Source organism: Hymenobacter sp. B1770, from assembly GCF_049896385.1.
GTDB lineage: Bacteria > Bacteroidota > Bacteroidia > Cytophagales > Hymenobacteraceae > Hymenobacter.
Genome location: NZ_JAFCUF010000015.1, coordinates 48,373 through 67,803, shown reverse-complemented (window position 1 = coordinate 67,803; position 19,431 = coordinate 48,373). Strand labels below are relative to the sequence as shown.

The 19,431-nt window shown below is 60.9% G+C and carries 14 protein-coding genes; 6 read left to right on the top strand and 8 right to left on the bottom strand.

Annotated elements, in window-relative coordinates; all coding sequences use genetic code 11:
- Positions 1-44: 44 nt before the first annotated feature.
- Positions 45-824 carry a DUF2490 domain-containing protein gene (locus ACP7AJ_RS20540; RefSeq protein WP_426062090.1) on the bottom strand — a complete coding sequence of 260 codons (780 nt, stop codon included), beginning with the start codon at positions 822-824 and terminating at the stop codon, positions 45-47.
- Between the two features lie 146 nt (positions 825-970).
- Here ACP7AJ_RS20540 and ACP7AJ_RS20535 point away from each other — a divergent pair, with 146 nt between their 5' ends.
- Positions 971-3,103 carry a TonB-dependent receptor family protein gene (locus tag ACP7AJ_RS20535; protein WP_426062089.1) on the top strand — a complete coding sequence of 711 codons (2,133 nt, stop codon included), beginning with the start codon at positions 971-973 and terminating at the stop codon, positions 3,101-3,103.
- 75 nt (positions 3,104-3,178) lie between these two features.
- Here the strand turns inward: ACP7AJ_RS20535 and ACP7AJ_RS20530 are convergent, their stop codons facing one another.
- Positions 3,179-3,469 carry a hypothetical protein gene (locus tag ACP7AJ_RS20530; RefSeq protein ID WP_426062088.1) on the bottom strand — a complete coding sequence of 97 codons (291 nt, stop codon included), beginning with the start codon at positions 3,467-3,469 and terminating at the stop codon, positions 3,179-3,181.
- A gap of 84 nt (positions 3,470-3,553) precedes the next feature.
- Positions 3,554-4,021, bottom strand: a complete 468-nt coding sequence (locus ACP7AJ_RS20525) for a hypothetical protein (RefSeq protein ID WP_426062087.1) — start codon at positions 4,019-4,021, stop codon at positions 3,554-3,556.
- A gap of 137 nt (positions 4,022-4,158) precedes the next feature.
- Here ACP7AJ_RS20525 and ACP7AJ_RS20520 point away from each other — a divergent pair, with 137 nt between their 5' ends.
- Complete coding sequence (locus ACP7AJ_RS20520; RefSeq protein ID WP_426062086.1) at positions 4,159-4,440, top strand: GNAT family N-acetyltransferase; 282 nt, start codon at positions 4,159-4,161, stop codon at positions 4,438-4,440.
- Positions 4,441-4,587: 147 nt separating this feature from the next.
- On the opposite strand, the gene ACP7AJ_RS20515 is transcribed toward ACP7AJ_RS20520, so the two are convergent.
- Complete coding sequence (locus ACP7AJ_RS20515; RefSeq protein WP_426062084.1) at positions 4,588-6,924, bottom strand: endonuclease; 2,337 nt, start codon at positions 6,922-6,924, stop codon at positions 4,588-4,590.
- Positions 6,925-7,100: 176 nt separating this feature from the next.
- Here ACP7AJ_RS20515 and ACP7AJ_RS20510 point away from each other — a divergent pair, with 176 nt between their 5' ends.
- Positions 7,101-7,406, top strand: coding sequence for a rhodanese-like domain-containing protein (locus ACP7AJ_RS20510; RefSeq protein WP_426062083.1), 306 nt, complete (start codon positions 7,101-7,103; stop codon positions 7,404-7,406).
- Between the two features lie 86 nt (positions 7,407-7,492).
- On the opposite strand, the gene ACP7AJ_RS20505 is transcribed toward ACP7AJ_RS20510, so the two are convergent.
- The 4 genes from ACP7AJ_RS20505 to ACP7AJ_RS20490 all read right to left on the bottom strand — a co-directional run bounded on the left by ACP7AJ_RS20505 (position 7,493) and on the right by ACP7AJ_RS20490 (position 12,142).
- A complete protein-coding gene (locus ACP7AJ_RS20505) occupies positions 7,493-9,430 on the bottom strand; it encodes a RecQ family ATP-dependent DNA helicase (protein ID WP_426062081.1) in 1,938 nt (645 codons plus the stop codon).
- Positions 9,431-10,419: 989 nt separating this feature from the next.
- Positions 10,420-11,010 carry a hypothetical protein gene (locus ACP7AJ_RS20500; protein ID WP_426062080.1) on the bottom strand — a complete coding sequence of 197 codons (591 nt, stop codon included), beginning with the start codon at positions 11,008-11,010 and terminating at the stop codon, positions 10,420-10,422.
- A gap of 87 nt (positions 11,011-11,097) precedes the next feature.
- Positions 11,098-11,430 (bottom strand): Imm32 family immunity protein, encoded by a 333-nt coding sequence (locus tag ACP7AJ_RS20495; RefSeq protein WP_426062078.1) that lies wholly within the window; start codon positions 11,428-11,430, stop codon positions 11,098-11,100.
- Between the two features lie 505 nt (positions 11,431-11,935).
- The gene (locus ACP7AJ_RS20490; protein WP_426062077.1) at positions 11,936-12,142 is read right to left on the bottom strand and encodes a hypothetical protein; all 207 of its coding nucleotides are present in this window, start codon (positions 12,140-12,142) and stop codon (positions 11,936-11,938) included.
- Positions 12,143-12,323: 181 nt separating this feature from the next.
- On the opposite strand from ACP7AJ_RS20490, the gene ACP7AJ_RS20485 reads away from it, so the two are divergent.
- From ACP7AJ_RS20485 to ACP7AJ_RS20475, 3 genes are all read left to right on the top strand, one after another.
- On the top strand, positions 12,324-12,698 hold the full coding sequence (locus tag ACP7AJ_RS20485) for a hypothetical protein (protein WP_426062076.1): 375 nt from the start codon (positions 12,324-12,326) through the stop codon (positions 12,696-12,698).
- 422 nt (positions 12,699-13,120) lie between these two features.
- Positions 13,121-15,901, top strand: a complete 2,781-nt coding sequence (locus tag ACP7AJ_RS20480; protein WP_426062075.1) for a hybrid sensor histidine kinase/response regulator transcription factor — start codon at positions 13,121-13,123, stop codon at positions 15,899-15,901.
- Positions 15,902-16,253: 352 nt separating this feature from the next.
- On the top strand, positions 16,254-19,418 hold the full coding sequence (locus tag ACP7AJ_RS20475; protein ID WP_426062074.1) for a SusC/RagA family TonB-linked outer membrane protein: 3,165 nt from the start codon (positions 16,254-16,256) through the stop codon (positions 19,416-19,418).
- Positions 19,419-19,431 lie beyond the last annotated feature (13 nt).

The window sequence follows — 19,431 nt, the reverse complement described above, 5'->3', positions numbered from 1 at the left end:
AATCAAAAGCCAACGGTTAGCTGAAAACGCCTCTATCTAACCACTTATTCTATCAGCGTCAGGTTGTACGTCAGGCCCAGCCGAAACCCGTTGTTGAATTCATACACCGGGAAGCCGGTGCGGGGGTCGGGGTCGAAGTGGTGAGTAATCTGGTTGAGGAACTGCAATTCGAGGCGAAAATTGTCGTGGACGCGGTAGCCCAGTCCGCCGGCAATACGGTTTTGATTGAAGACGTTGGTGGTGATTTCGCGGCCAAAGTTGAGAAAGACTTCATCGAAGGCCGTGAGGTACCATTCACCATCATCAAGGGTGGGGCCTTGCAGCGGGAAGGTGAGAGCCAACTGGTAGCGGACGCGGTTTTGGCGGCTCCACACGGCCGAATTGCCGAGGCTGCCGCTGGCGCCGGGCACCCCAATCCAGCGTTGTTCGAGCCGTATCCGCTGGTCGAGGGCAAAGCGGCCCACCTCGTCGCTCAGCTCCAGGTCTGCGTGAAAGCGTTGTTCGGGGTAGCTGCCGCCATCGGCCACGGGGTGCTCGCCGTAGGGGTGGGTGACGAGGCGGGTGTAGCCGCCGCCTACCTTAAACCGGGGCACTACTTTGAAGGCAAAGCCCCCGCGCAGCAGCGACTGCTGCCGGTCGGTGATGAAGTTGACCCGGCGAAGCTGGTACTCGGTGTGGATTTGCCAACGCTCGCCCAACTGGTGGTCGCCTTGGTACACATACCAGCCGATGGCGTTGAAGTCGTTGATGCGGCTAACCTGGGCCGCGGCCGGAAGCGAAACCAAGCCACCAGCCGCTGCCAAAAGTGGCAAAAGAAATTTCATGCGGCAAGATGCCACCGAATAGAGGTACGTATGGCTGCCGGACCTGCAGTGCCATCGCTAGTAGGACCATGCAGTAGGTGGAGAAAGCCCACTGACCAGCCGATGGTTTAGCAACAATTCTCGTACACCACTGCTTGCTTGCTCCAATGTTCGTTGCTCCCATGCCATCTCGCTACCTCTCGCTGCTGCTCCTGCTGGTGCTACCCGCACTTTCCAGTCTCGCCCAAACCCCCGCTGATACCACCCGCGCCGTGGCCCTGCCCGAGGCCACCGTAACGGGCTACGGCCAGCGGCTGCCGCTCCGCCGCACAGCCGCCGCCATCGGCGTTATCGATGCTCGCTTTATTCAGCAATTTAACCCTGCCGCCCTCACCCAGGCCGTGAACACGCTGCCTGGCGTGCGTTTGGAAGAGCGGGCCACGGCCAGCTACCGCCTCAACATTCGGGGCAGCACGCTGCGCTCGCCCTTTGGGGTGCGCAACGTGAAGGTGTACTACAACGGCATTCCCTACACCGAAGCCAGTGGCAGCACCCCGCTCAACCTGCTCGACCCCGCCATCATTGGGCGGCTGGAAGTAATAAAAGGACCGGCCGGTAGCGTGTACGGAGCGGGCACAGGCGGCGTAGCCTTGTTTGGCACGCCGGAAGTATCGCCTGGCACCAGCCGGGTGGCCGCCGGGGCCACAGTGGGCAGCTTCGGCCTGCGCCGCAACACCATACTGGCCGAAACGGGCAGCGCCACCAGCAGCGTGCGTGCCCAATATGCCCACCAGGAGCTGGACGGCTACCGTGAGCAAAGCGCCCTGCGCCGCGATGTGTTCGCCTTGGACGTGCGCACCGTAGCATCGCCCAAAACCACCCTGGCCGCGCATCTGCTGTACACCGATATCAACTACCAGCTGCCGGGTGGGCTCACCCGCGCGCAGTTTGCCGCCAACCCGCGGCAGGCGCGGCCCAGCACGCCCACGGCGCCCGGCACCGTGGCCCAGCAGGCGTTCTACGCCTCGCGCACCGGCCTGCTGGGCCTCACCCACGAGTACCGCTTCACCAACCGGCTCGAACTACAAACCACGCTCTACGGCAGCGGCACGGCCATTCGCACGCCGTTTCTGGTCGACTACGAACGCAACACCGCCCTGGGTACGGGCGGGCGCTCGGCCCTGAGCTACCGCACGGCGCTGGCCGGCCGTGTGCTCCGGCTGCAGGGCGGGGGCGAGTTTCAGGGTAGCTTCGCCAACGGCCGCAGCTACCAGAACAACCGCGGTACGCCCGGTGTGCTGCGCTACGACGACGAAATTCGGACCACCACTGGCTTTGTGTTTGGGCAAGCCGACTACACCCTGCCCGCCGACCTGCTCCTGACCGTGGCCGCCAGCTACAACCGCCTCAACTACCGCATTGCGCGGGTGAGCAATGCCGTGGCCCAGCCCAGCAACTACCAGTTCAGCCGCAGCTTCCGGCCGGAGGTGTCGCCGCGGGTGGCGCTGCTTAAAGAGTTTAGGCCCAACCTGTCAGTTTACGCCAGCGTCAGCACCGGTTTTTCGCCGCCTACCATTGAGGAAATCCGGCCCTCGGATGCCAGCCTCAACAGCGAGTTGCAGGCCGAGCGCGGCACCAGCTACGAAGTGGGCACACGCGGCAATTTCTTCGCCAACCGCCTCACCTACGAAGTCAATGTCTTTGATTTTGAGCTGCGCCAAACCGTGGTAAGCAGCACAACCGACCTGGGTGTGGTGGTGTTTCGCAACACCGGCAGCACCCGTCAGCGCGGCCTCGAAGCGGCCCTGAGCGGCTGGCTCTGGCGGATGGTGGAACCCGTGCCCGCCACCAGCAGCGAGGCACAAGCCGCCGGCACTGGCCTGCGCGCCTGGGCCAGCTATGCCTACAATAACTTCCGCTTCGGCCGCTACTCCAGCGGCGGCCAGGACCTGCGGGGCAACCGCCTCACCGGCACCACGCCGCACACCCTCAGCGCCGGCCTGGATTTCAGCGAGCGCCTCGGCTTCTACTTCAACCCCAACCTCAGCCACCAGGCCCGCGTGGTGCTCAACGATGCCAACACGGAGGAGTCTCCGGGCTACTGGGTGCTCGGGGCGCGGGGCGGCTGGCGGCGCACCCTGGCGGGCCACCTCGAAACCAATGTCTACGCCGGTATCGACAACGCCACCGGCCGAAACTACAGCCTTGGCAACGACCTGAACGCCTTTGGGGGGCGCTACTTCCAGCCGGCTCCGGGCCGCGCCTGGTACACGGGGGTGCAGCTGGGATGGCGCTGGTAGCAAGCAGGGCAGGCCTCAAACGCAAAACGGCTTCCATCGGGTGATGGAAGCCGTTTTGCGTTGGGAATCGCAAGGCTAGTTAGGGCCTTGTTCCTCGGGCAGAGTAAAGGCCCGGTCGCTGGGGTCGGTGAGCTCGCGGGGCAGGTTTTCGTCGCTGGCGCGGGCAGGGCCCGTGGCCGACGCGGCTTCGCGGTCCATGCGCATGGAGTCGTCCTCCATGTCGGCTTGGGTTTGGCCGCCACTGGGTTTGTTATCGTCAACTATCTGGCCATAGGTTTCGGCTTCGAGCATGGGAGTGGAAGCACCATCGCCGATGTTCGGGTCCTGGCTGTTGGCGTCGTTCTGGTCGTCGTTTTGTGGAGACATGGTATTTCAGTTATCAATGAACAGTTGGCGGTGAGCAGTTATCAATGAGGTGCTCTTTCTAACAGCTCACTGTCCTCGATTGCCTTAGTCTTGGTTGTCTTTCGTGCTGGCCGATTCGTCACGGGTGTTGTGGGTACCGCCACCAGCATAGCGCGGGTCGTCAAGGGCCCAGGCGGCTTTCTGCTCTTCGTAGTTTTCGTCCTTGGTGGCGCGCACGGCGGCAGGGTTCTGGTTTTGCTCCACGTGGCCGGGCTGGTCTTCGGCCCTGGCGGGCGCGTCGCGAGCATCCTTTTCGCGGTCACGGAATTCGCTGAACTCGTCCGGATTATCGTTCGAGCCATCGCGGCCAGCTTGCTGGTTAGTGGGCGCTACTGAGGGCGCTTGGCCAGCTACCGGGTTGTTGGGGTCGATGCCGCCGAAGTCCCCGTAGTTCGGCTGGTGGGCATGCACCATTGGGTCGTTGGGGTTGGGGTGGGCCGCGGCGGCACGTTCCTGCTGGTCTTCGGGGCGGAAATCGTTGTCCGGCGGACTGGAGGTGTTTTGCGTATTCATGGGAAAGAAGAAAAGAAGGAAGTAAATGGGCTAAGCCCATCTTTCTGGTTCTTTACGCAAACCAGCCGCCGCCGGCTATTTCGGCGCAGAGAGGTTCCCTTTTTTAACCCCCATTCCATCCTTTTTCATTTTAAGCTATGAGCATGTCCATTGACCACAACGCCCAGAATCAGGAATTTACAACCCTGCGGAAAGGTCACCAGGCCGAGTTGGCCTATTCTTACCCCGCCGAGGGGGTTATTGACTTCACCCATACGTTCGTCGACGAGGGCCTCCGCGGCCAGGGCGTGGCCGACGAGCTGGCCCGCGCCGGCCTGGCCTTCGCAAAGGATAAAAACCTGAAAGTGAAAACGAGCTGCACCTTCATGGCCAGCTTCGTTAAGCGGCACAACGCCGAATACGCCGATATGCTGGCTTGAGGGCCCTGTCATTGCCAGACCCCAGCAAAAAGCCCCGGCTCTACCGAGAGCCGGGGCTTTTTACATTCGAAGGGTTTTAGTTGGAAGCAGGATGGTTTGGCTAAGTAGCCCTATGCGTGTTCAATTGCCTTGCCTGCTTTGAGACATCTATTGCACCACCACACGGCCCGTGTGCTCTTTTCCGGCACAAGTAACGCGTACGCCATAGATGCCCGCAGGCAGGCCGCGCAGGTCGAGCTGGGTAGCATCGGTGGCACTGAGCTGGGCCGAGTGCTGGCGCACGGGGCGCCCCAGCAGGTCGAACACCGCTATGGTAGCGGTGCGGGCGGCAGGGGCGCCAGGCAGACGCAGCTGCGCAGTACCCGTCGTTGGGTTGGGGTAGATTTCGAGGGTGTTGCGCAGCAGGCTGGTGACCCGAGTGCTCGTTACAACAAAGCAGGCCGCGCTGGTGTAGCTGCCCACGCCCGTAAAGTTGTTTACCCCAGTCGCCGTCCACGTAGCGCTGCCAAACGGCCCGTTCCAGCGTCCGCCCTGGCCTGCAGTCGGCTGGCGCACGAGGCTGTTGTTCAGGGTAGAGCCGCCGGGAACGGTCCAGGAAGTGGGGCGTTGGCCGATTACACCAATTACATCCAGCGTGTCGATGTCGTCAAAAAGAGCAAGGGCGTCGTCGCCGTTGAAAAAAGCCACGCTGCTTTGAACATTAGCCAAGGCTCCTATGGTGGTATTGGTAGGGTTGGTGTTCACAATAACGTAAACCCCACCGGGGGCCAGCGTGCCCGTAAGCTGAAGCGTGGTGGTGGGCGTGCTGGCGCCGTTGGAGTACAGCACTACCCGCTTGCCGCTTAGCGGCATGGGCGCAGAGGTGGGGTTATAAATCTCCAGCACTTTGGTGTTCTCCACATCCGACTCAATGTACCGCGAGAAGTACGGCTTGGTGCAGGAAGCTCCAACTGGAGCGGCGTCATCGTTCACGATGGTGAGCACATGGGCATTGGGTGCGCCCATGATAATGGTGGCATTCGAAGGAGTGCCCAATACCAGGCGCACCGTTTCGCTGAACTCGTAGGTGAGGTCACCCACCACCGTCACGGTCACCGGCTGGGTGAGGGCCGTGGCGCTGGGGAAATTAACGCTGGTAGTGACGAGCGTGTAGTCGGTGCCCGCGGTGGCGGTGGTGCCCGCCGCATCTACAGTCACGGGCACCGTAATGGGGAAGGTGAGGGTGCTGGGGTTGACCAGGGTAACGTTGGCGGTGTACGTAGCGGTGCCGGAATTGCCTTCCTGGATGTTGCCGGTGGCCGCTGCAAACGCCAGGGTAGGCACGGGGCCGTCGTCGTTGGTGAGGGTAAGGATGTGGGTGCCGGGGCTGCCCACGCTGTTGCCGGTGCTGGGGTTGGTCAGGGTCAGCACTACGGTTTCGTCGAGTTCGGGCTGGGTGTCACCGTTCACGGTCAGGGCGACGGTTTGGCTGGTGCTGCCGGCCGGGAAGGTGACGGTGGCGGGCGATGCAAAAGTGAAATCGGTGCCGCTGGTTGCCGTCGAGTTGGTGCCGTCCAGGCTGACTTGTACCGTGACGGGAGCAGTAGCGGCGGGGCTTAGGCTGAGCGTGAAGGTGTAAGTGCTGGTGCCGCTGTTGCCTTCGGCAATGCTGCCGGTGGCAGTGGCGAAACTAAAGACTGGGCCGGGCATGGCCAGTTCCCAGGCCGTGGCCACGGTGGCTGGGTAAGCCACGTAGGGATTGAAGTTGCCTTGGCTGGCGGCTACACGGTTGTTGCGTTCAATTTCGCGGGCATCCACGGGGTCCGCGAGGTGCCAGCGATAGAGCGTTGCCAGGTCGCTCAAGGCCGTAATAACGCCTTTGCCTGGGTCGAACGTCTCGTTGGCGTGCATGGTATAAAAGTAGAAGGCCGCGCGGGCGAGGTTGCCCTTATGGTCTTCGCGGGGCTCAAACTGGCTGTTGGTGTCCTCGCTGTACTCGTCGATGTTGCTGGTCGGGATGGTGGTGAGGCGGGTAGTGCCGCGCAGCCAGCCGAGGGTGTTGGCATCTGGAATGTCGGCGAAGGGGTCGGAGCCGCGGTCCGAGTTCCACTGAATGCGCGTGGGGAATAGGTGGTGGATGTCGGTGCGCATCCGCACGGCTTCGTTAAACCACGATTGCGGAATGGAGTGCTCGCAGTTGATGTCGCTCACCACACCGGGGCTGGTGTTGGTGGCACTGTAGGGCACGTTCTCGGTGTAGCCCGAGTACACGCACGTTACCTGGTTGTTGAAGTTATCGATGTAGTTGTACATCCGGCCGCGCGCCGTGCTGTAGTCGAGCACTATGCGCTTGCCATCGTACCAATTGGCGCGGTACCAGTCGCGCAGGGCCACGCCTTGCAGGTTGGAGGGCGGCGCGGCGGGCATGGGCGGTACTGTTTGCGCTTGTAGCGCGGCAGGCAGCAGCCCCAGCACAACAAGCAACGAAGCGAAGAAGTGTTTCATGAAATAGCGAGCTAAAAGTGAGGTAAGCAGGAACTCAAAAAAGATAGCGAAGAAGCTGAACAGCAAAGGTAGGATTTTGGCAGTGCTTGGTTCTGAACGCAAGCATTATCATTGCGAAGCGAGTTGAGACGTATTTTCGCCCAGCTCATTCCCCTCACTTTCTCCCTGTTTCCACCATGCCCGACATCACCCCCGCCGAACTCCACCAGCGCCAGCAAGCCGGCGAAACCCCCACCATCATCGACGTGCGCGAAACCTGGGAGCACGAGGAAGGCCGCATTGCCGGCGCCCAAAACATTCCCCTCAATTCTCTGCCCGAAAAGCTCGACGACCTCGACGAGCTGAAAGACCAGGAAGTCATTGTGCACTGCAAAGGCGGCGGCCGCTCGGCCTCGGCGAAGGCCTATCTCACCCAGCAGGGCTTCACCAACGTGCGCAACCTGGAAGGTGGCTTCCAGGCCTACATGGCCGCAGGTATATAATTGCGAAACTCAAATTTTCCCCGGGTTCGGCGGCGAGCCTGCAGCCTTTGGTGCTGTGGGCTCGCCGCCGAACCCGGGGAAATTATTTAAGGCAGCTGCAGCTTGCCATCGGGTGCATAAGTCAGCTCGCCGCGGTCCACCAGGTCGCGCACCATGGCCGTGACGGCCCCTGCCTGCCGGGGCTCGAAGGCCGCCAATAATTCCCTTGGGCTCTGGCTCGCCTGCCGGATGTGCTGCAGCACTGGCTCGCGCAACGAACCGGTGTCGGCCGCCGATTGAGCCGCTTTCTTTTCGGCCAAGCAGGTATCGCACACCCCGCAGCGGGCTGGGTCGGTTTCATCGAAATAAGTGAGCAATAGCACCTGCCGGCAGCGCGTGCCGGTTAAGTAATGCCCCACAGCATTGGTTTTGTGACGGGCCAAGTCGCGGGCCGCCGTCATGCGCACTTGGTCGATGGGCAGCTTGGGCGCATCGAAGCGCGGCGTGGTAAACATGGCCTGCGGCGACTCCTGCCGGGGCTGGTAATGCAGAATGCCGGCTGTGTGCAGGTAGCGCAACTGCTGGCGCACTTCCACCACGCTCCGGCGCAGGTGCGTGGCCAGGGAGTTCTCTGAAATGGTCTGGAAATCGGAAAACAGCTCGCCGCCGTGCAGCCGCAGCAGAGACTTTATCAGCAGGTCGTGCTGCGCATTGGCCACCTGAAAAGCATACAAGTCCTGGTGGTTTAGTATCAGGTGCACCCGGGCCGGCGTATTCACCGCCTCATTGAGCTGAATGAAGCCTTCGCGCTGCAGAATTTTTAACGAGTTGTGCGCGTCCACCGCCTTGATGCGGTAGGTTTCGGCAAACTGCTGCAAGTCAAATTCAAACGCCGCCAGCTCGCCGCCGCCCACTGCCGTGCGCGAGTAGTTGGCCAGCGCTTGGTACACGCGCCGCACCGTGTCGAGCGGCGGAAACGACTGGTTGGTGCGGCGGCGCAGTTCGTCGGCATCGTTAGGGCCGGCCAGCAGCACGGCGAAGGCGTACTTGCCGTCGCGCCCGGCCCGGCCGGCTTCCTGGTAGTAAGCCTCCAGGGTATCGGGCGCGTCGAGGTGCACCACCAGACGCACATCCGGCTTGTCAATGCCCATGCCGAAGGCATTGGTGGCCACGATGAGGCGCACTTTGTCGGCAATCCAATCCTGCTGTACATGGGTGCGCTTGTCTGAAGGCAGACCCGCGTGGTAGGCCGCGGCCGAGAACTTATGCTGCTGCAGAAAAGCGGCCGTGTCCTCGGTCTGCCGCCGCGTACGGGCGTACACAATGCCGGTTTTGCCTGGTCCCACGCCGCGCGCCACCTCCAGCAGCCGGCGCAGCTTGTCCTCGGTGTGCAGCACCGAATACGACAGCTTGGGCCGTGCAAAGCTCTGCCGAAAAACCCCGTAGCCGGCCCGAAACTTCAGCTTCTCCACGATGTCGGCCTGCACTTGGGCGGTGGCCGTGGCCGTGAGGGCAATGACCGGCACGCCCACCGGCAGCTTCTCGCGCAACTCCGCAATGCGCAGGTAGGGCGGCCGAAAATCATAGCCCCACTGTGAAAGGCAGTGCGCCTCGTCGATGGCCAGCAGCCCCACATTCATCTTCGCCACCCGCACCTGAAAAAGCTCCGTCAGCAGCCGCTCCGGCGACACGTACAGGAACTTCACGTTGCGGCCGTACACGCAGTTGTCCAGCGCGTGGTCGATTTCCTGGTGGCTCATGCCTGCATAAATGGCCTCAGCTTTCAGCCCGCGCTTGCGCAGGTTGTCGACTTGGTCCTTCATCAACGCGATGAGTGGCGACACCACAATGCAGATGCCCGGCCGCGCCAGGGCTGGCACCTGAAAGCAGATGCTTTTGCCGCCGCCCGTGGGCAGCAGCGCCAGCGTGTCGTGCCCCGCCAGCACGGAAGCAATGATTTCCTCCTGCCCCGGCCGAAAGGCTGTGTGGCCCCAATGCTCGCGCAGCAGCGCCAGGGGCGAGGTTTCGGTAGGAGGGGAGGGCATGGAGGCGAAGATACTGCCACCTGTTACTAACCAAAGGTTGTTTGCCTTGCCGCCTCTGCGTTGCCTAATAAGACAGCCAAGTGGCTGAAAAAACGCTTTCCGAGGGAGTTTACGAAACTCATCGACTTATCGGGTTTACTGAACTTTGAAAGGTGAACGAGTTTCTTAAACTCAATCTGAACCGTAGGACCGCTTTGCCAAGCTGATAAGCGCTTATGAACAGAGTTCACTCTAAGGAGCGTCTCGCTTAACTTCTGAACCAAACTCTTAACCCAGACCACCATTGTGGACGTGCACCTCAAGTACGGAAAGTGCCTCTCCCTGAAGAACTACCTTGCCAAGGCATAGCGGCCTGCGGCCCGAAATGCGGCTGCGTAACCGGCCGGGTCGGAGGTTTCCCCCAGTTTGTTTAGCAACCCCCTGATAAGGTACAACAATGAAAAGGACGTATTTATGTAAACTAGCAGGAATAGAATTTACAGCCTATAGGCTGATAATGATGCTTTTCTTTACAGTAGCGATAATATGGGGAGTGAACAACTATCTCTATCGGCAAAAAGTAATGGAGGAACCAGGTTATGCGAAAGGAGTTGTTACCTACCTACGTAACTCCAAAGGGGTAAGAGTATCACTTTACCCTTTCATCACTTATAAATTTACTGTTGATGGGAAACAACTCGAAGGCAACCAGAAAGCAGAGGAGGGGTTATATCCCTCGATCGGGGACTGCATAGAGATCATTTACAGCAGGCAAGACCCGGAAGTATCGGCAATCAACTTTAAGCGGGGCATTATTCCTTGCCAATGAAAACAGAGAGACTAGCAGATACCGGGCTTTTCTGTTTTGGGGTTGTTTTTATTGGGGTAGTCTAGCGCAGCCGCACGGAATTGAGACAGAGCTTGCGTTTACCTAAACGGTCCCAAGGTAAACGCGGCTGTTCAAAATAAGGAGTATTATAACACCATCCTCTTCCCACGGCCGATGGCTACTAAGTAATCCACACGGGAATTTCGCGCTCGACGCGTCCCTGATACACTTGGTACACGTTCCCCTGGGCATAGCGCGAAGGTCTGCCGCCTTCCACGCCGGTGCGTTCCACGTAATAGTAGTGACGGCCGTCCCGGCCGTCGCACCGGGCCGAAAACGCCAACAGGATGGCATTCGCTGCGGTGCCGGGACCGTTGACTTGGGTGCGCAACGCTTGCCATTCGGGCGAGGCGTTAGGCGTGGCCAAACACTCCGCCCGCACGGTGAGCGCCATCCCCGCGTCCAAATTGCGGCCTAGCTTCTCGCTTCGGGCCGCAAAATTGGAGAAGTCCGTTTCCTCGGGGAACCGGTGAAAACGGGCGGGCACCACATAAGAGAACATGCTGGGCGGAAGTGGGCCGCGGGCCCGGCCCTGGCCAAGGAGGTGGTCGTGCCCCTCCTGGCGAAGGAGGTCGTCCTGGCGAACGATGTAATCGTAGACCACGCCCACCTCGGACGGTCGGTGCGGGGACGAAGTTTCGTGGCAACCACTGCCCAGGACAGCCACCAGGGCCCAGGCATAGCCAAGCAGAAGAGGTAGACTTTTGGCCATGGCTAAAAAGGTGATCACACAAAGGAAGCGGCTTTCTCCGTTCAAGAAAACGGTCCCAAGGTAAACGAGGTGCTGTCACGCGTTTGGTTACTTGTCGCCGCCTTTCGATAGGTACCGATCATAAAAAGCACCGGTCCCTTTGGCGTCCAGCCGGCCGACAACAACTTCCACTGAACTGTTGCTAAGGTCCAGGTTGGGCCGCAAAGAAATGTGTGCTCGTGCGCCCGGTGGCAGGGCCGGGAACGCGTCTTGCTCGAGGTCGGCTAAACGGAGCAAGAGTTGGGCAAACGAGCGGAGGCCCTCCGGGTCGCCGTGAATCAGGACGGATTGCCATTGTTCGGTTTCGCCTTCCACCAACTCTTTATTGTCTGCCACAAAAAGGTCCAAATGGCCCGTGATTTCGGATTTATACGGTTTCATGGTTACTGCGCCCTTTGAGGCCTTGTGGAAGGAAGCTCACCACAGATGATGCGTTCAACATAAACGGTGGTGCCGTAAACGCGCTCCGTTTAAATTAAGGAGGATTGTACTGCTACTCGTCGCTTTTAACCCAGCGGTACCAGTGTCCCTCCATCTGGTGCCAGTACGTGTACTGCTCCGCTCCTGGGCTGGGTTTCTCCCCCGTCGGGGAATAGGCGTAGCCCCACTGGTGAAAGCTGGCTTGTCCCCCCGTGGGGAACAACTGCACGTCCGAGCGCTGCCTCAGGGACACGTCCGCCGTGCTGGCCGGTGCCCCAGCGAATGGCCCAATTGGCCCGGCGAAGGCCCGGGCCGGGCCAGGCCCCTCCCCCTGCGCCGCCGGGTGGCTGCGGGCGAGCACGAGCGCCTCCAAGCGCGCCCGGCGGCCGAGAAAATCCACGTAGTCGCCGGCTTGCTGCAGCGCCGGGTACACAAAAGCCAGCAGTCCCGCGGCGGCCAGCCCCCCTTAAGCATAGCCCAGGCCCGTGCCGGCTATACGCCGGTGGGGCGTGCCAAACGCCAATGCGGTCGCGGCGGCGGCTGCTACCAGCAGGCCGAGGACCGTGTACGCAAACGGCGCCAGGGATAGGGTCCGTGGCACGAGCACAGGCGGCAGGTAGGCCAGCAGCAGGCCGCCGTAAAACAGGAACCGGGCTACCGATTTTTTGGTCATGGTACGAGGGCGGAGCAATGGCTCCCGGGGCAAGTTAACGCGGGCTTGCTGCTTGACTGGTCCGCGCCGACTGAGCAGCCCCTGAGTGCACCAACACGGGCATTTTGCCTGCTCCTAAACGTTCAGGAAAACGGTCCGAATAGTAAAAGGAGCGTATGTTGTGACACCTTTAGGCTGGTGTATGGTAAAAGCATTGCTTCTGCTCGTTCTGATGATTCCGGCCCTGCCAACTCGGGCGCAGACGCCTTTGCCATCGCGTAAAGCCGTGCTGCCCGCCCCGCCAAACGTTGAGCAGGCCCTTAACGGCCTGATGAATCCGCGGTTGTTGCACGTGCCCCAGGGCACGGTCCTCTACCGGCAGTTGCGCGACACGCTGGGTAACGGCTACGCGCGCCCGCTGCCGCCCGGGGATTGGGACTTGCGCTGGGTGGCGAAGGTGAACCCACGATGGTTAGCGGTGCGTTGGCTGAAGGGCTCGGCCCCCTACGCGGCCGGAGACACGGCCCTCTACTACATGCCTGCCATCAAAGGCTGGGCAACCATCATCCAGCTGTGAGCCGCTACCTGGTTTAAGAAAACGGTGGTGGCTGTTGCAGAACACGTGGGTGGCGCCTGAAATCATGGGAGATGGCGCGTTCGGAGGCAAATAAGCCTCATAAACGGCCGTTCTTGCGGTTGGTCCGGTGAAATAACTTGGGAGCGTTAGCTCGGTCACGAGTTCTGCAACAGCCACGGTGGTTGAGGCAAACGAGCGATACTTTCGTGTGGGAATGGGTGAGGCCTCCCCATCCTGCGCGCGGCAGGCTCTAGTAAATGAGCTGTTACATAGTACTCACCACGATGCGGACAATAAGGCGGGGGCTCCCAACTGCGAGGCCTTGACCCGGCGATGCCATAATGTGATCAGTATGTGGCCAGACTGCCTACCTTTAAATTTATCGAGGGCTTCCTTTTTGCGAATCATCTTGTTTTTCTTTCATGCTATCACTCGCTGCTGCGTTCCGGTATCTTACGGTGCTATTTCAAAGCACCGCGCTGCCGCTGTTATTGCTTGCCGCAGCTAGCTGTTCCGCTCCGGCTCCCCAGCCCTACCGCATAGGCTTTTCGCAGTGCACCAACGGCGATGCCTGGCGGCTGGCGATGATGGCGGGCATGCAGAAAGAGCTCAGCTTTTACCCGCAAGTGACCTTCCGAATGAAGGATGCGCACGATAACAGCGCCGTGCAGCGTGAGCACATTGCCGAGTTTTTGCGCGAAGGCATCGACTTGCTCATCGTCTCGGCCAACGAAGCCGAGCCGATTACCCCCATCGTTGAGGAAGCTTATAACCGGGGCATTCCCGTGGTCATCCTGGACCGGCGCACCACCTCCCCGCTGTACACGGCCTACGTGGGCGGCAACAACCAGGAAGTAGGCCAGACGGCGGCCCGCTACATCAGCAGCCTGTTGCGCCAGCGGGGCGAGGTACTGGAAATCCTGGGGGCGGCGGGCTCTTCCCCGGCCGTGGACCGCCACCGGGGCTTCGTGGAGGGGTTGGCTGCTTACCCCGGCATTCGACGAACCGCCCAGGTGCAGGGCGACTGGAAGCACCCCTCGGTGCTACGAGCCCTGCCGGCCGTGCTCCGCGACCACCCGGAGGTAGACCTGATTTTTGCCCACAACGACCGCATGGCCCTGGGCGCCTACCAAGTGTGTAAACAGCTGGGCTTGGCCGGACGCATCCGCATTGTAGGCGTTGACGGGCTGCCGGGACCGCAGGGCGGCATCCAGATGGTGCAGGACAAGGTGATGACGGCCACGCTGCTTTATTCTCCCGGTGGGGAAGAAGCCATTCGCACCGCCATGAAGATTCTCCTTCGGCAACCTTTTGAAAAGGAGAATATCCTCAGCACCATGGTCATCGACTCGACAAACGTCTTGACCATGAGAATGCAAACCCAAAAGCTGGCTGACCAGCAGCAGGATATTCAGCGGCAGCAGCAGCTGCTCCAGGCGCAGCTGGTCACCTATACCAGCCAGCGCACCGTGCTCTACATTCTGGTGGCCGCGCTGGTGGGGGCCCTGGTGCTGGGGGTGGTGCTGTGGCGCGCTTTTCAGTTTAATCGGCGCATCAGCCGCAAGTTGGCTGGGCAAAACGATGAAATCCGTGCCCAACGCAACCAGATTGAGTTGCTGGCCGAGCAGGCGCGGGTGGAAACCGAAGCCAAGCTGCGCTTCTTCACTAATTTCTCGCACGAGTTGCGCACGCCCCTGACCCTCATCATGGGGCCCGTGGAAGAGTTGCTGACCAACGGGGCCGACCTATCGGTTTCCCAGCGTCACGACCTGAACCTGGTCCGGCGTAATACCCAGCGCCTGCTGCAACTCGTCAATCAGCTCCTCGACTTCCGCAAAATCGACGTGGGCAAGATGCCCGTGCGGGCCACGGAAGGCAACGTAGTGGCCTTTGTACGCGACATCATGGACGTGTTTGAGAAGCCGGCCCGACAGCGCGGCATCAGCCTGCGGTTTTTGCCGGCTGAGCCCAGTATCCGGCTGTGGTTTGACGTGAACATTCTCGATAAAATCATTTTTAACCTGCTTTCCAACGCCCTGAAGTTCACTCCGGAGCGCGGGCAAATTACCGTCAGCATCCAGCCCCTGCCAGCCGAGCGTCAGGTGCGCATCAGCGTCGAAGACACGGGCCGCGGCATCAGCGAACAGGACCGGGCCCACATTTTTGAATGGTTCTACCAAGGCCAGCAGGGCAGCGCCAAAGGGTCGGGCATGGGCCTTGCCCTGGCCATGGGCCTAGCGCGCCTGCACCAGGGAGAGCTCAGTTTTACCAGCACCCCGGGCCAGGGCAGCACCTTCACCGTGACCTTGCCCCAGGAACTGCCCGCAGCCTTACGCAGCACGGAGGCGCTTGCTTCGCCTTTGGCGCTGGCCGCGGTGGAAGAGGCTGCAGCACCTGACCAAGTGCTTGCCGCCGGCCAACCCAGCAAGGACCGCAAGGAGTTGGTGCTGGTGATAGAGGATAACGAAGAAGTTAACGCCTTCCTGGCCCAAAAGCTGGGTGCCCATTTCCAGGTGCAAACCGCCACTGACGGCGCCACTGGCCTGCGCCTGGCTGGTGAGACCATTCCGGACCTCATTGTGTGCGACGTGAACCTGCCCGAGCTCAGTGGCCTGGACGTGGCCGCGGCCTTGAAGAGCGATTGGCGCACCTCGCACATTCCGCTGGTGCTGCTCACCGCCCGCAGCGCTCCCGAGCAACAGGTAGAAGGCGTGCAGGCCGGGGCGGACCTCTACCTGACCAAGCCCTTCAACCCGACCTTTCTGCTCGAAAGCCTGCGCACGTTGCTCGGCAATCGGGAGCGGCAGCGCGAACATTTTCGGCGCGGTATTTCCGTGGACACGGCGACCGTAGCTCCCCAGCGGGTGGACCAGAAATTTCTGGCCGACCTCACGGCCATAGTGGAGGCTAACTTGAGCAATTCTAAGTTGAGCGTGGAAGACGTGGCCCGCAGCTTGGGCACTTCGCGGGTGCAACTCTACCGCAAAACCAAGGCCCTGCTTGGCACGGGCGTTACCGACTTCATCCAGGACATTCGCTTGACCAAAGCCCGGCAGCAGCTGCTCAACACGGAGTTGAACATCGCTGACGTGGCCTACCAATTGGGCTTTGCTTCGCCCTCGTACTTCTCGGCCAGCTTCAAGGCCAAGTACCGCATCTCGCCCTCCGAGTTCCGGGCGCTGCACACAACGCCGAGCGCGTGAATCAATTCTGATAGTCGGGTAACATGAGTGATAGGCTGTAAGCGGCTTATGCTAAATTGCTCTTGCTTAATTTCTGATTATCAGCAGGTTATTTTATTTTCTGTAGGCGAACGAATAGTGATACTATTTGGAATAATCGCGCTACCGGCTGGCCCCGACGCTGCCCCACCTTTGGGACATGAAGCCATTGTGCCTGCTCCCTACTTTTCCTGCCTTCTCTGCTGCAGCTCCCGAGCTGCCTGCTGCCTACAATCGTTTCCGGACGAGCGGGGTAAGCATTGAAGCGCCCCTGAAGGAGTGTGGCTTGATGCGCAAACGCTGCATTTTTCCACTTTCACTTTTCCAAATTCCCATGCGCAAACAAGTACTCCTGGCGCGCCGGCTGTTGTTGCCGACGCTGCTGGCCGCCGTGCCCCTGCTGGCCACCGCGCACCCCGACGGGGCCCACTCAAGTGAGACTTTTGCGGCACCGACTGCCGTGGCGGACCGTCCTATCACGGGCCGCGTGACCGACGAAAAGGGCGAAGGCCTACCCGGCGTAACGGTGCTCGTGAAGGGCACAGCAATTGGAACGAGCACCGGACCGGACGGTAGCTTCGCCCTCACCGTGCCCGACAACGCCACGCTGGCGCTCTCCTTCGTGGGCTACAAGACACAGGAAATCGCGGTGGGTAGCCAGACGACAGTGGCCGTGCAAATGGTGGCCGACGCCGCAGCGCTGGATGAAGTAGTCGTGACCGGCTACCAAAGCCAGCGCAAGGCCGACTTAACCGGTGCCGTGGCCGTGGTGAAGACCGATGAAATCAAGGACATGGCTTCCAACGACGTCACGCGCAACCTGCAAGGCCGCGTACCGGGCGTGCAAGTCAACACGGACGGCGCTCCGGGCAGCGCGGCCACCGTGCGCATCCGCGGCATCGGTACGTTGGGCAACAACGACCCGCTCTACGTCATCGACGGCATTCCCACGAAGGAGGGCATCAACCAAATCAACCAGAACGATATCGAGTCGATTCAGGTGCTGAAAGATGCTTCGGCGGCCAGCATCTATGGCTCGCGGGCGGGCAACGGGGTCATCATCATCACGACGAAGAAGGCCAAGCGCGGCGCGACGCGGGTAGATTTCTCCACCTTTTTCAGCGTGCAGCAGCCAGGGCCGAACATCCAGCTGCTCAACACCCAAGACTACGGCCGCGTGTACGCCCAGGCGGCCATCAACGACGGCACGGTTCCCAGCCTGCCCTACTACAATTTTCAGACGCGCCGCGACGCCAGCGGGCGGCTCGTGCTGGATGGCGTGACGGTGCCCGAGTTCATCGACGCCGACAAAACCCAGCGCGCCGCCAACACCGACTGGTTCAAGGAAACCCAGCAAAACGCCCTGATTCAGAGCTACAACCTGAGTTTGAGCAGCGGCGGGGAGCGGGGCGGGGCGTTGTTCTCGCTGAACTACTACGACAACAGCGGCACCCTGAAGCACACCAGCTTCGACCGCATGACGGCTCGCCTCAACTCCGACTACAATTTCCTGGAAGGCAAGTTGAAAGTGGGCGAAAACCTGACTATTGTGAAGTCGCAGCGGGCCGAGTTTGACCTGAACCTGGTACGCGACCGCACCACGCAGCTCCCTTCCATTGTGCCGGTGCGCACCGTGGATGGCGTGGGCTGGGGCGGGCCGGTGGCGGGCATGAGCGACCGGGACAACCCATTGCGCCTGCTCACCGACAACAAGCAGAACCGTTCTAACACGGGCCGGGTGTTTGGCAATTTGTTTGCCGACGCCGAAATCCTGAAGGGCCTGCACCTGCGCACCAGCTTCGGCATCGACTACAGCCTTTTCAAGTACCGCCAGATTTACAAGACCTACAAGGCAGGCTTTCTCTCCGAGCAGAATAACCGCGTCACCGACAACAACCGTTTCTGGGGTAACTGGGTGTGGCAGAACACACTCAACTACGACATGACCCTGGGCGACAAGCACCAGTTGGGCGTGGTAGCCGGAACGGAACGCATCAGCTACTACGACGAGAGCAGCTTTGCTTCGCGCACCAACTTCGCCAGCGAAGACCCCAACTACGCCTACCTCGATGCGGGAGCTGCTAACAAAGACAACGGCGGCGGGGCCACCGCCTTCCGCCTGGCCTCCTACTTCGCCAAAATCAACTACTCCTTCGCCGACCGGTACCTGCTGTCGGCTACCCTCCGCCGCGACGGCTCGTCGCGCTTCGGCGAAAACGAGCGGTTCGGGGTATTCCCGGCCTTGTCGGCGGGCTGGCGCCTGAGCGAAGAGACCTTTGTGAAGGACGCATTGCCCATCCTGTCGGACCTGAAGCTGCGCGCCGGCTGGGGCCAGACCGGCAACCAGGACATTGCCAACTTCGCTTCGCGCGGCCTTTATCAGTCGTTGTTGGGCACGCTGGACCCCAACTTCGAGTACGACCGCGGCACGGCCTACGACATTTACGGCAACGACACGAACCTGCCCTCGGGCTACCGCCGCGTGCAGCGCGCCAACCCGGGCCTGAAGTGGGAAACCACGACCCAAACCAACATCGGCGTTGATTTTGGCCTGCTGCAAAACAAGCTCTCCGGCTCGGTCGATTACTTCGTCAAGAACAGTAAGGACATCCTCGTGAACCTGCCCTTTCTGGCAGTGGTGGGCGAAGGCGGCGACCAGTTCGTGAACGGCGCCTCCATCCAGAACAAGGGCTGGGAGTTCTTGCTCAGCTACCAAAACGAGCTGGCCGGCGGGCTGACCTACGGCATCACGGGCAACCTCTCGACTTACCGCAACAAGCTCACTTACCTGCCCGATGAAGTGATTAACGCTTACGGCGGTAACGGGCAGGACGTAACCCGGCTGGGCCACTCCATCAACGCGGTGTACGGCTACGTGGCCGATGGCCTCTACCAGAATTCCGCCGAGGTAAGTGGTGGACCCACGCAAGTGGGCGCCGCCCCCGGCCGAATCCGCTACAAGGACCTGAACGGCGATGGCAAGGTGGACAACTTCGACCAGACTTGGCTGACGGAAGGCGTGCCTAACTTCAACTACGGCCTGAACCTGAATGCCGGCTACAAGGGCTTCGATGCGCAGGTGTTCTTCCAGGGGGTGCAAGGCCTGGACGCGTTCAACAACGCCAAATTCCGGACCGACTTCTCGTCGCTGGCTTCGGGCGAAAACTGGGGGCAGCGCCTGCTGGATGCGTGGACGCCGACCAACACCGGTTCGACTATTCCGGCCGCTACGCTTATCAACACCAACAACGAAGGCCGCGCTTCCACCTACTTCATCGAAAACGCTTCTTACATGAAGCTGCGCAACGTGCAGCTGGGCTACTCGCTGCCCAGTGCCTGGGTGAGCCGGGGTAAGCTACAGGGCGTGCGCCTGTACGTGCAGGGCCAGAACATTTTCACGGTCAAGAGCAAAGAGTACACCGGCGCCGACCCCGAGGTGACCAATTATCAGTACCCCTTGCCGCGCATTTTCACCGCCGGCCTCAACGTCTCCTTCTAACCACCCACCCGCA